General features: G+C 41.5%; 7 protein-coding genes. 3 read left to right on the forward strand and 4 right to left on the reverse strand.

What is annotated here, in order from left to right; all coding sequences use genetic code 11:
* Positions 1–38 precede the first annotated feature (38 nt).
* Together AC0MA3_RS12095 and AC0MA3_RS12100 are read left to right on the forward strand one after the other, a co-directional pair.
* Positions 39–815 (forward strand): hypothetical protein, encoded by a 777-nt coding sequence (locus tag AC0MA3_RS12095; RefSeq protein WP_474656379.1) that lies wholly within the window; start codon positions 39–41, stop codon positions 813–815.
* A gap of 117 nt (positions 816–932) precedes the next feature.
* Entirely contained in the window at positions 933–2,768 is a 1,836-nt protein-coding gene (locus AC0MA3_RS12100; RefSeq protein ID WP_474656380.1) for a hypothetical protein, read from the forward strand.
* A 188-nt stretch (positions 2,769–2,956) separates the two neighbouring features.
* Here AC0MA3_RS12100 and AC0MA3_RS12105 read toward each other — a convergent pair whose 3' ends face one another.
* Genes AC0MA3_RS12105 through AC0MA3_RS12120 form a run of 4 tightly spaced genes read right to left on the reverse strand, consistent with a single transcriptional unit; the run spans position 2,957 to position 11,867 of the window.
* Positions 2,957–9,532, reverse strand: coding sequence for an N-6 DNA methylase (locus AC0MA3_RS12105; protein WP_474656381.1), 6,576 nt, complete (start codon positions 9,530–9,532; stop codon positions 2,957–2,959).
* Between the two features lie 44 nt (positions 9,533–9,576).
* The gene (locus tag AC0MA3_RS12110; protein WP_474656382.1) at positions 9,577–10,032 is read right to left on the reverse strand and encodes a DUF6075 family protein; all 456 of its coding nucleotides are present in this window, start codon (positions 10,030–10,032) and stop codon (positions 9,577–9,579) included.
* Positions 10,016–11,086 carry a ParB N-terminal domain-containing protein gene (locus AC0MA3_RS12115; RefSeq protein ID WP_474656383.1) on the reverse strand — a complete coding sequence of 357 codons (1,071 nt, stop codon included), beginning with the start codon at positions 11,084–11,086 and terminating at the stop codon, positions 10,016–10,018. Before AC0MA3_RS12115 ends, AC0MA3_RS12110 begins: the two co-directional genes overlap by 17 nt.
* Position 11,087: 1 nt before the next feature.
* Positions 11,088–11,867 carry a ParA family protein gene (locus tag AC0MA3_RS12120; protein WP_474656384.1) on the reverse strand — a complete coding sequence of 260 codons (780 nt, stop codon included), beginning with the start codon at positions 11,865–11,867 and terminating at the stop codon, positions 11,088–11,090.
* Positions 11,868–12,324: 457 nt separating this feature from the next.
* Between AC0MA3_RS12120 and AC0MA3_RS12125 the strand changes: the two genes are divergently transcribed.
* The gene (locus AC0MA3_RS12125) at positions 12,325–13,236 is read left to right on the forward strand and encodes a GNAT family N-acetyltransferase (protein WP_474656385.1); all 912 of its coding nucleotides are present in this window, start codon (positions 12,325–12,327) and stop codon (positions 13,234–13,236) included.
* Positions 13,237–13,292: the final 56 nt, after the last annotated feature.

Raw genomic sequence — 13,292 nt, forward strand, 5'->3', positions numbered from 1 at the left:
AAAAAGTGAGATGATTATTCATCTCGTAATGAAACGGAGTGAGTATAATTAAAAAATCTGTTTACTTAGATTTTAATGTTTTCGTGAATTATATTAAAGATCCAATCATTTCAGGTAGACTGGAGAAGCTAAAAGAAAGTTATGAATACTATTATAGCCCGGCATATCTTGAAGAGATTGCAAATATAAAAGCGCCTAACGAAAAAATACTAAATGATAGAATTGAAGTACACATTAAAAAAATTTCTCAATTAACAGAAAATAAAGAATTACTACCAACAACAGATAATGGTATTGTTACTCGATGGGAAAATCCATTGGCATGTTTTCAAAGGGTTGCAGAGAATTATTCAGAAACTAAGAAATCTGAGACAATAAATGAAAGATTTTTTAGCAACAAAAAAAAATGGGACTACCTCAGAGAGGAATATAACCTCTCAACGGTAGAAATTAATAATGTTGATCCGAAGGATATATTTTGTATTTCTCCAGTTAAAGAATTTGTAACAAAATATACTCGATTTGGTGATCTTTATCTAGCTCATGATGAGGAGGTATGGAAAATACACGAGCGAACCTATTGGTTACTCGAAAGAAATATCGAGGAATTATTTAATGTTTTGGAGATAATAGGGTATTATCCTGAATCGCAAAAAAATATAAGATCTAGAATGCATGATATAACACATGCCATTTATGCAACTAAAGTTGATTCGTTCGTAGTGAGTGACAACAAGCTCTGCAAAAAATGTAAAGCAGTGTACTCTTTTATTGGTGCAACAACAGAAGTTTTATCATATAAAGAATTTGTGTGATTTTAAAAAAAACAAATATATAACATTTTAAGATTTTTAAGTATAAAGACATTGATTTAATTACTTTTAATCGAATGGATTAATTTAAAAGTAAAAATATATTGTAGGAGGGTTTTTGTGAGCATCAAAGTTTTTGGTAATGCTATCGATGTAGCAATAGTTGGACTAACTAACTCAGGAAAATCTACATTTATTGCATCTATGATTGACCGGTATAAATTTGGGGAGTTGATTGATAAACTACATCAAAACGATGGTGGTTTGACTAAAGTTACTACATTTTATGAACTTTCTGAATATGACCGAGCGAAAGTTAGCGAAGTAGTTTTTGACATTGGACAGATTACAAAGAATCTTAATAATAATGATATTGAAGGTTTGAATCAAAGATTGAACAGTGCAGATTACAAAAGTTTTAATATTTATCCTGTTATTGCTTCAGAAGATGGAAGTTACAGTAAATCTTTAGAAATGAATTTAAATAATCTTTGTGATAAAATTAAAAACGATATGAATTTTGCTATTTCAATTATTAATAACCCTAAAGCTGAGAAGTTTGTTAGATATATCAAAATAAGTGTACCAGCCTCTAAGAGAGTTTCATCTATAATGAGCAAATACGGCTTTAAATCAGTTACATTACGTGATACACGTGGATTCTTAGATGCAAAGATGGATGAAATTGAGAAAAAACCTCCTAGTTTAGTTGAAGCAGGCTTAGATGGTATTCAAGCCTGTATACTAATGAATGGCCAGGATTCTCCAATGCCTAATCTGGGTAGAGAAATTTACGGAGAGTTTGTTAAATCAATTTTTGAGGCAGTTCCAACATTTATTATAGAACGTAGCGGAAAACTTGCAGGTAAGTTGGAAGATTGCGAAGATAACGGAATTAGTGTTAGTGCAGAAGTTTATAACGGTCTCGTTAATAATAAAAAAGTGTTGAATCTTAATTTTAAAGAAATACATAAGTTTCTTTACTCATTAGGAATCGTTAATGAAAAAGGTGATGCTTCCAATCAGCTTATTAAGGCCCATAAGAGAGAGTTACTTCTGCCTGAGGTGAGAGTTTTAAAAGAAAAAGTAGTCGATTTTAACGATCCAGAATATCATATTTATGAGTTTTGTTCTATTGAGGTATTTGATAAATTATTAAGTAGCCTTTCAGATTTTAGAGATCTCCTTAATAAAATTATGTTGTTTTTTGATGATCAACTCAAAGTTAATGATGTACATGATAAGTTTTTTGAAGTGTTTTCCGAAAAAATGTATTCAATTATTATTAAAGAATATTTTGAATATAACAATCAAAATTATATAGTAAGACCTGTTACAAAAGGATATTCAAAAACTAACCTTCTTAATGATCTAATTTATGGTCCTTTACTAGGTAAAAAGGATGGTATTACCACTTCGGCGGTTGATAGACCTTATGCTTTCGGAGCAACTGGGGTGTTTGCAGTTACGGCTTGGAAAGCAATAAATGCACTTATAGTAAGTCTTTTTGAATCAGATGAGATTGTGAATTGTATAAAAAAACATTGTGAAATGCCGGAAGATAAAGATGTTTTGAATAAATATATTATTGAAATCCAGCAATGTTTAAAGTACGTATTGCAAAATTCTTTTACAGATGTCTGGGCCAACTTTGGAGGATACTCAATTATTAATCGTTTTCAAGCAGTAAAAGCTATAACTAATGCGAACAATAAATGGAAGAATGAATACTCTGCAAAATATGGTGACAAAGCTATAGACACTGTTTACCTAATCAAAATAAAAGATATATTAGATAAAACTATATCATCTGATTATTTCAGTGATTGGGATTATGTTCGATTCTCCCAGTTGTATCAATTTTTTAATAATACAATTGATGAATTTTTTAATTGTGTATCGATCAACCATAATTATAGTGAATTGAACTCGAATAATACTGTCAGCAATAAATAAGTTGAATAATTAAAGAGGGCCTTGATGCTTTATAAGCACAGGGCCTGATTACATTTCCTCCTTTTTCGTATAATTCGTTTCTCATTAAAAGATTGTAAGGCTACTATACTGGTTAAGAAAATCTCTAAGAAAAAGGTTGCTTTTATACATTGTGTTTAGCATTTTATTAGAATTACTGTTTACTTTAATTATTCTAATGTATTCTCTTCGATATTATCTTCTTTGAAAATTAATTTCTCTGTGAGCTCATCCTCCGTATCAATTAGTTCCTGTCCTTGTAGTTCTTTAAATTCCAGTGCTGAGTTTATCTCCCATTGTCGAACAACAAACTGCTGAAGCTTTTCTTCAAATTCAAAAGGTTTACCATTCTCTTTCTTGGCTGCCTCCAGTTGGCAGATTGAATTCTCACGTTGATTTTCCGTATAAGCAATTTTGGCAGGAATTTTATCCAGCAAGTTCTCCAGTCGTGAGATATTCCCGAGCTCAGATTCGCCTAGTTCTACGATATAACTGGCTGTGCCTCGAAGCTGCATACTCAATCGGTCAAAACCCAAGCGAGAAAGGAAGATTTCGAACCCCCGGAATTCCCCAACCTTAATCGCCTGATGATCCAATTCCATCATTTTTGCTAATAACATTAACACTTTTCCAGCTAGAAGGCGTTCAGAGTAAACATTTCCATCCACTAACATCGAAAACTCTGTTTGCTGGTGCTGTTCTGCAAGCATTAAATCCGCATTGTATTGTTCCAACATATCAGCACAAGAGGCAATCATTTGCGGATATTGATGATGAATCTGACGTTCCAAGATGGCCTGCTCATTCTGCCAATTCGTCTTCAGCATCTTTAGCCGCATTACTTCATTATCGACCTCCATTTTTTCCGCCAGCATAGGATTGCCTACGGCAATGGCTTTAACTTCTGCTGCAGATAGGACGGTCTCATCGGCATCCTGACAGGAACGAGAAATGCTCTTACCGGTCATAACCTGGGAAATGTAGCTCAATTTCTGCTCCTGGATCTGCCAAAGATAAGAGTCGAATGTCCCTTTGGTAACATAGCGGAAAATCTGTACTATCTCATTCATATTGCCTTGCCGTAAAATGCGGCCGTCGCGTTGGGTAATGTCCGAAGGACGCCAAGGGCAGTCCAAATGATGGGCAGCGACAAGCCGAGTCTGTACATTGGTCCCGGTGCCCATTTTTTGTGTAGAGCCAAGTAGCACACGTACCTCACCACGACGGACCTGTTCAAACAAAGCTTCCCGTGCCGCATCGGTATTAGCATCATGTATAAACGCTATCTCATTTTCTGGCACACCGCGCTGGATCAATTGTGTTTTGATTTCATCATAAACGTTAAATCGTCCGGGCTTTGGCGTGCCACTATCACTAAAAATGACTTGAGTTAATTGTTCAGCCTGTGTTTCATTCCAGATGTCAAAGACATTCTCAATGCATCGGTTCAGCTTGGATTCAATTTCGGCCGGAGCATCTTCATGCACCAGACGGGGGTCAATCGACATCAGTTTTGCTTCATGCGTGAGCTTTAGCATATTATCCTCGCTGGCATCCACATCGTTATTGCGGATTTTTTCGGCACGCTCCACGAATTCGTCCATCATTTTCTGCTGAAAAGGGGAGCATTCACTGACGAAGATGGTTGCCTTATCACCGACTAATTTTGGTGTGGGCAGATTGAGCATTTCAGCGGTTTGAATGTCAGCAACGAGTCGAAACATACTCATCAGTTCCGGCAAGTTGTGAAACTTGGCAAACCGGGATTTCATTCGATAGCCGCTGCCCTCCGGAGTAATTTCGAGAGAGGAGACTACCTCTCCAAATGTAGCTGCCCAGTTATCAAAGAAGTCTAAACCTAGCCTTTGCAAAAGGCGGGGCTGAAGGTAACGCTGCATAATGTACATCTCGGACATGCTGTTGCTTATTGGGGTGCCAGTGGCGAACACAACACCGCGTCCTTGATTCATTTCCTGCAGATACTGGCATTTGAGCAGCATATCGGTTGCCCGTTGACTACTGGATTTACCGATACCGGCTACGTTACGCATTTTCGTAAAGGTGAAACAGTTTTTGTAAGCATGAGCTTCATCGACAAAGAGCATATCTACACCAAGCTGTTCGAAGGTAAGAAGATCATCTTTTTTGCTTTCGTTGGCTAAGCGTTCTAATCGAGATTTGAGGTTGTTCTCAAAAACAACCATTTGCTTGATACTCCAGTTGTCGCCTTTTTCTTTTTTGATTTGGTTAATCGTCTGGGAAACATTGCTGATTTCGTTCTGTAGGAGCTGTTCTTGTCGCTCCCGGGAGATCGGGATCTTTTCAAATTGGCTGTGGCCAATGATGATTGCATCGTACTCACCCATAGCAATACGGGATACAAAACGCTGGCGATTGGATAGGGCAAAATCCTTTTTTGTAGTTACCAGAATATTAGCACTGGGGAAGAACCTTAAGAATTCATTTGCCCATTGCTCAGTAAGGTGGTTAGGAACACAATACAGTGGCTTGTGAATCGCACCGATTCGTTTGAGATACATCCCGGAGGCAATCATTGCTGCTGTTTTTCCAGCACCAACCTCATGGGCCATGAGTGCAGTGCCAGAATAAATAATACGAGCTGCTACATCCTTTTGGTGTTTGCGTAGACTGATTTCTTCATTCATTGCCTGGAAAACGAGATGATCACCACTGTAAGTTCGCGGGCGAATTGTGTTGAATTTATCGTTATAAATAGTAAGTAGAGTGTCTGCACGAGTCTTATCCTGAAATAGCCAAGTAGCAAAGGCCTCTTTCATCTGCTGTTGTTTGGCACGGGCAATCATCGTTTCTTTGGCATTGACAACATACTTAACTTGCTCGCTACCGCTTGCATCTAAATAGGTAACGGGGTCGCGAATTGTAATACTTTGAAGATTCAAGCTACTTTCATAAATCTCGTAAGCATTTGCTCGTCTTGTTCCGAAGGTTTGATTGACCTTGATGGAACCCGGTTCGATACTTTTCCCTGAGACACGCCATGTGTTAGTGAATTCTAAATAATCTACATCTACAGTCTGCGAATTTCGCAGTACTTGAGAGGTCTCGAATGTCTCATACATGAATTCCCGGTAGTAACGAACTGGAATCCATGGACTGCCGATACGAAAATCAATGTCGCCGGGCAACAAGGGAGCCGGCTGCACACGAGTTAGGGCGTCAACATTTCGTTGAAACAAGTCGGGATGCTCTTGAGCCTTTAGTGTTGCATAAGACAACTTGTCTCGGACATTGCCGGACAAGTATTCCTCATCAAGTTCCCAACCTTCCTCTTCATCACCACTATACTTTTGAGGATTCAGATAAATCCGTTCCCCTAGGGCTTCTTTTGCTTCAGCAATACTCAGATTACACAGATGGGCAATGTAGGAGAGGTCGATTTGTAAACGATGATTTAAGCATATTTGCATTGCTTCCAGTGGATTGTTGGTATGCTCAGGCAGTGTATTAATTCGAATGGTTGGCCGGGTGAATATCGCGGCTTTGCTCCAGGTTTTCTCAGGTGTAAGATCCTCAATGGAGCGAAGAAGAGGTAGTTGATCATCATCGGCAAAAGCAGAGGTATTCGCCCGATCATTAATATAACCGTGTTGCTGAACGAAGCGGTCATAAACCTGATTAAGATGAGACTGGGCTTGTTGTAGTTCTGGAAGTTCGTATCCATACTCTCGGGTTTGAATATTAATAACATCCATCAGAGCTTGGCGTATACTACATAATCCTTTTATACGGTCTGCCTTTTTTCCCTGAATATTTTGTGGTAGAAGTAATCCATTTTCGCAGTAGAAGAGCTGACCTTGGTCTTCGATGAATGTGTAATTTTTGGTTCCCGGTGGAACATTTCTGCTGGATGGTTCTTCGTCCTCTTCCCAATGAGAAGAGAGCCTGTTTAGAGACTGTTCAGTTGAATGACCAACCAATTTAGGGAAGTTAGCCTGCAGAGATCCAAGCGCTTGCTGTAGAGTAGGAAGCAGAATTTGTTCTTCATCTGGGATACATGCGCTAGATTTTTCTGCACCGTACATACCTCGATCCCACTGCATCTTTCCGAGCATCATATCGGGATGGGAAAGATAATAGCGATTAATAGGAATACCGTCGGAGGTCTCACCAATGTTAACCCATTCAGGCAGTTCTTCTTGGGAGAAGAGAAGGGAGGCCTCACGTTTCTGCAGAAACACGATATCCGTTGTAACTGTAGTACCTGCAAGCGATTGAAAGGTGGTGTTTGGCAATCTCACCATACCAATCATTTCCGCTTGTTGAGCAATGAGCTGCCGAACTGTTGAATCCTGTTTATCCATGGTTCCTTTACTAACGATATAGGCTAGCATGCCACCTGGCTTGAGTAATTCCAAAGAACGGAGAAAAAAGTAATCATGGATAAGATGGCTACTGGTAAAGCGGCGATCATGAATACGGATATTATGAAACGGAATGTTGGAAAACATAGCATCAAAGCGCATTTCTCGCCAATCTACGCTCTCGAATCCTTGTAGGTGTATAGATGCAGTAGGGTAAAGCTGACGAGCAATTCGGCCGGTAACTGAGTCTAATTCCACGCCGTGCAACTCCGCGTTCTCCCAATCTGTGGGGAGTACGGAGAAAAAGTTACCGCTGCCCATCGCAGGATCCAATATGCGTCGCCCATTTCCTTCCGATAAACCGAAACGCTGAAAGGTAGAATGGATAGTTTGGATAATTGCTTGTTCTGTATAGAAGGCGGTAATTGTTGAATTGCGGGCAGCTGCATACTCTTCTTCATCCAGTAATTGCTTCAGCTCAGCATATTCATTTTCCCAGCCTTTGGCTGAAGGGTGGAAAGCATTCGCTAGGCCACCCCAGCCCACGTAACCAGCTAAAATCTGTTGTTGTTCCGGGCTAGCTTGCTGCTGTTCATTTTCCAATAGCTTAAGCAACTGTATGGCCTCGACGTTACGCTTATATTTGCTTTTTGGGCCAGATACATAAGGAGAATGATCAGGATAAAAACGATAATTTTCTGCAGGTGTTGGCAAGGAGCTAGGCTGTGCTTCACTCTCTGATTTTTCATGCAGTGGAGTACTGCTATCCTTGTTTAAATTTAGAGGATGGTTTGCTATCTCATCTTTTGGAGTTGCATCTTCTATTGATGATTGTTCGGCAAAATCAAATAATGTAAATTCAGGTTCTGGCGAAGGAAAAGGAGCGAGTGCCTCATCATAGCGACCTTCCGAAATTAATTGAAGGAGGGTGTCACTTATTTTTTTCCATTTGTATTGCTCTTGATGGGATCCGCTTGAGTCTCTCCAATCAATCGTAACACCTTTTCCATCGTACATATATCCAATTAAGCCATGCTCAAATTCGCCTCTAGCACCACTTATGCCATATAACGGTTTTAGATATGCAATCAAATCGGCAGACTTTACTGGATGATGCTCAACCACAAACTCATAGATGTGCTGCTTTCTGGATTCAATACCTTTTCCGCTGGATAACAGAAAGATGAGCATTTCTTCTCCAGTTTGGCCGTGAGACAAATTAGGAGAAGTGCCGGGCATAAAAAAAGAACCGCTTTTTTGCGGTTCGGAAGGTTGGGGAGGAAGCGTGCTGACTTGTGCTATCTCGGCTTCAGCACGATGTGGTTCAAGACCAATTCTTCTGCTGTCGATTTGATCTGGTTCAGGTGTCGTGTCCGTTCCAGCGTGTCGTCGGTCTTTGGCATCGGTCGAAGGTGGAGCAATTGCTCGGTCAGTTGCACCATCCGTTCCAGCGCTTCCTGCTCGACGTTGTGTAATGTCTCCATGAGGATGCCTTGCATCAAGAGAATCTGGAAACGCTGTGGATGATTGTCCCGAAGATAGCTCATTGCCATCCGGCCGTACTTGCCCAAAGGCTGCTGGTCTACTTTGACTTCGTTCGAAATGTTCAAGTTGGGGTACAGGAGACCGTCGATTTCGCGATACGTAAGGTTCGGGTTGTTCGGATTGTTCATTTTGCAAATTCCTTTCTGCTCCCATGATTTTAATATATCGAGCAATATCTCCTAGCAGACTGCGGGCTAGAATATTGACTTGGTTGCCTAACCTCGCCGCCAATGGGAGCGTATGAAAATGAGTGATGGTGGTAAAGTCTACATTGTCAGGTTCAGCTAACTGACAGCGCTGATGAATAAGATAGCGAAGACTGTCCTTAACTAAATCTCCGATGTGTTGTTCTAGACCTTGTAGAGGAACCGTTCCTAAGAAATGATCCTTGATATCAAGTTCGATATCCTGTAACCAATCGTCTAATGAAGCAAGAACAGCTGTATGCGTCATCTGAGATATGGCCTCAGGTAAAATCAGCGTATCGTAAGAAGTAAGTCTTCCGGCAAGCTCCTCTGTGTCCACCTGATTCAAATTCCAAAGCTGTGGAGCGTTCTTACCTGTTGTCTGTGTTACGTCAAACAGGTAGGTCAAAGAGGGGCTATTTCCCGTTGTGAAGTCGCAAACCGCGACACTCTTTTCACCTTTTCGAACGTACCTCCCCAGTTGATTCCACAGAGATAAGGGAGCCAGCATAGAGGCGTCCGGGCGTTGCGTATAGATAAGCAAAGTGTTATCAAAGGAATACTTGTAGATGGATGCTGCAAATTCTAAGTAGTCACGCCAAGCTTCTGCGCTGTGAGTAATGTCTGCAATGGCAGATGAGTAAAGGTCTCGCAGTTGATCCATACGGCTCATGACTGGCTCTCCTTTCTTTGGAACTGGCATAGGGAGGAGTAGAGTTAGATTTCCTGTTCATAAAAGCCCAGCATGTCTTTAGCATCCAGCAGGGAGAACGGGAGGGATGACTGATCAAGGGAGTGAGTATACTCTGCATACCGTAACTTAATGGATTCAAAAAAGTAAGGCATCAGGTTTGTATCAAACAAAAAGTATGGGCTGTAATTCCGAGGACGGTCCGGATTCAACTCGCTATCCCCGGTAAAGCCGTTGAACAAATTAAAGGCCAGTCGGGTGATTTTCAAGGTTGTGCCGGTTTGCCAGCCCTCCAGCAATCCTTCCAGTCGGATACAGTTATCTTGATGGTCGTAAAGATCTTTAATATGCTGGCGGGTTTGCGGTGATAGGCCCAATGTGTAGAATAAAGATTTGTGGTACGAATCTTGCGGTATGTTGGCCATTCGTAGATTACCCTCATAGAATTGCTCATGCTCGATATCTTTAAAGTTCGGGCTCATGTTCATCGACCTCCTTATCATTTTGGGCGGAAGCATATAGTTTTTGATGGGAAAAATACATTTCAAGAGCCTTGTCGATAATCTGCTCGATCTCGGAAGCTTTGCTATGGCTGGTAAAATATTTGGAAAAGACTTTATGCTTTAATTTGAATGGTGGTTGTGTTTGGCTACGGGGCTTTCGAGTTGCTTCGCCAGATAAAATTTTATTGGTTTGCTCAATGCTGAGCCTGCCGGAGTAACTCTGCAAAAGCTCTGACTTTTTCATATCCAATTTAAAGCTATTATCAGTAATGGATTGTTCGACCATGGTTTGCTCACCTTCTGATAAATATGACAGGTGAACGGCACAGCGTAATGGTATCTCATTAGCATCGACACGCTGTTTTAATCCGGGAATCAGCTTATCAATCCGCAGCAGCCTGGAGACAGAATTTTTGGATAATCCATATTCCTGAGCAACCTTATCCCGACTGGTAGACCTCTGCCCCAGTGGGGCAGAAGTTTCATTATCCCTGTTGTATTGTGGGTCTTCCAAGCTTTTTAGCTCTTCAATAATATCGTTACGTTTCCCTTGAGAGAACATTTCAGAATGACGTAATGAAAGCACTTTTGCTTTTTCGGAGGGAAGCATGTCTATAAAAGATCGTTGAAGAACGTTAGTTTCTACCACATACATCATTGCTTCTACATCGGTGAGTCTGTCCTTGATGATGGAAGGCAGGTACTCCAAGCCGATTAGGAGGGAGGCATTCATCCGATTGTGGCCTGCAAGCATTTCGTATTCGCAGCCGTTTTCGTCAATTTCGATTTTTCGGACGATAACGGGCACAAGCACACCATTGTTGGCGATGCTGTCAGCCATATCTGTTAAACGCTCTCCTTCATAAAGACGAAACGGATGATTTTTAAAAAATCTTATTTTACAGATGGGAATAGATATAATTCCTCCTTCACCGATGTTTAAGACTTCTGGTTGTTGAGAGGATTGGTCGGACAGCTTTAACAACTCATCGATACTGCCTAACTTGGGAACAATTCGCTTAGGAACCGTCATGCTACATCAGCTCCTTTGCCAGATTATGATAGGCTAACGTGACTTTTGATTTCGGTTGGTAGCTCATTAGGCTCTGACTGTAAAAGTTCGCTTCTCCTACTTTGACGGACATTGGAATTTGCGATTGGAAAATGCGGACAATCTCGCCGTAGTATTCCTGTACCAATTGGTAGGCTTCTTTGTACAGGATGGTCCGGGTATCGCACATGGTCATCAGAATGCCCTCGATCGTGATAGCAGGATTGATCCGCTTCTTTACCTTTACAATGATATTGAGCAATTGCGTTAATCCAGTGGCCGACCAGAGCTGTGGATTGACCGGAATAAGGACGCTGTCACTGGCTGCGAGGGCATTGATAGTCAAAAGTCCCAGAGATGGATTGGTATCAATAAGGATGTAGTCATACTGCTCTTTCATAGGTTCAAGCAATGTAGTCAGTGTTTTTTCGCTACCCATTTCATCCCGCAAATTGATTTCCGAAACCGATAACTCGATGTTGCTGGGGATGAGATCAAGATTGTCCTGAGAGTGCAGATATTCTTCTTTAGGTGGAAGTGGCTTGTCACTCAAAATGGCATCCAGAATATTGCACATGCTGACAGCGAGTTGATCCGGCTGTTCGATTCCGAAGCATAATGACAAATTACCCTGCGGGTCGAAGTCTACAAGCAATACTTTTTTTCCTGCATGGGATAAGGCGTGGGCTAGGTTGTAGGTTGTGGTTGTTTTACCTGTACCGCCTTTTTGGTTGGCAATGGTTATCGTCTTGGCTTTATTCATCAGAAAAACCTCCCCGGAGTTTATGCTCCACATAATTTGTCAATGGTAGGGAGCGGGGCTGTTTCTTGTCTGGTTCTCTCCGAGTTCTTCCAAACGTGCAAAAATGACTGCGTTTTAAGTCAACTCGGTAAACCCTTGCTGTACTTGAAAAAAAACGAAAAACCCGTAAAAAACCTTGATTCTACAAGGCTTTTCTCGGGTTCTAGAGTCCTCTTATTTCGCCTATAGTACGTTAGTTACCGAATTGCATACGCGATTCAGGTGCCAGTGATAGCAATATCGTGGAGGTTCGAGTCCTCTTGACCGCATCACGGTTTAAACAAGCATCCCTTCTTTTGAAGGGATGCTTGTTTTTTTATGCCCGAATGCTCATATAATTGTTTTTTACCCTTTTCGGTTCACTGAACTTCTGATATCTTATAGAAGCCATATAATGGACGGGAAGGGTGCATATTACATGAAGATTGAAGCGTTAAGTCAGGAGAGAAGGAACGAGTTTTTGGACTTTTGCCGGAAGCACCGGCCGGATATTGATGATTCCTTTTTATATGAAGAACAGCTTGCCGAGTTTGAATTGTCCGACGAGAATCCTACCTATGTGGCCATCAATGAGCAGGGATCGCTGGTTGCAGCCGCTTCACTGATTTTGAATGACTATAACTGGAGGGGACGGAAAGGCCAATTCCGGATTTTTCAGGCGGATACAGCTGAACATGCCATCTACCGGGAGTTGTTACAAGCTGTTCTACGGCATACGGCAGGCCTGGATAAGCTGAATATCTTCGTGCCAACAGTCAATACAAGAGAGACGCAGAATATACTGGCTGCCGGTTTTGCTGTGGAGCGTTATTCCTATTTGCTTGTACGGGATGAAGAATCTGTTCCTGATCTCAGCTTGCCTAACGGATACGACATTAAGGCTTTTCGGCCTGGAATCGATGAGCCTGTCTGGTGCGGGGTGAGAAATGCCGGATTTGCCAAACTGAAAGGCAGTGAAACACCGGCCACACCGGAAATGGTCACTCAGATGATCTCCCGCAAGAGCTACATTGAAGGCGGCCTCATGATCCTGTACCATAACGGGCTTGCTGTGGGTGTTGTCCGTGGAGCAGACGATGATTACCAAGGATCACCGATCATGAACATTGGGCCACTGTCTGTACTTCCGGAGTATCAAGGACAAGGCCTGGGGAAAATTCTGCTAAGGGCGGCATTGCGGTTCGCCAAAGATCATTCCTATACGCAGACGGTATTGTGTGTAAATGCGGAAAATGATCGTGCCCAGGCACTTTATATTGGAGAGGGCTTCAAGCAGGTGGAGGCTGCGGCTTGCTTTGCCTTTGATTTGACAGCTAAAGATCAGAAATGATGAAGCGCCCGGGAGACTGGGCGTTTTACTTTTTTTAGGAAACTGACAGGATAACT

Source organism: Paenibacillus sp. LS-5, assembly GCF_056121505.1.

Excerpts from the sequence above, each read along its gene's own strand:
- AC0MA3_RS12110 (WP_474656382.1), bottom strand. The coding sequence starts at position 10,032 with ATGAGCCCGAACTTTAAAGATATCGAGCATGAGCAATTCTATGAGGGT.
- AC0MA3_RS12125 (WP_474656385.1), top strand. The coding sequence starts at position 12,325 with ATGAAGATTGAAGCGTTAAGTCAGGAGAGAAGGAACGAGTTTTTGGAC.
- AC0MA3_RS12105 (WP_474656381.1), bottom strand. The coding sequence starts at position 9,532 with ATGAGCCGTATGGATCAACTGCGAGACCTTTACTCATCTGCCATTGCA.
- AC0MA3_RS12115 (WP_474656383.1), bottom strand. The coding sequence starts at position 11,086 with ATGACGGTTCCTAAGCGAATTGTTCCCAAGTTAGGCAGTATCGATGAG.
- AC0MA3_RS12120 (WP_474656384.1), bottom strand. The coding sequence starts at position 11,867 with ATGAATAAAGCCAAGACGATAACCATTGCCAACCAAAAAGGCGGTACA.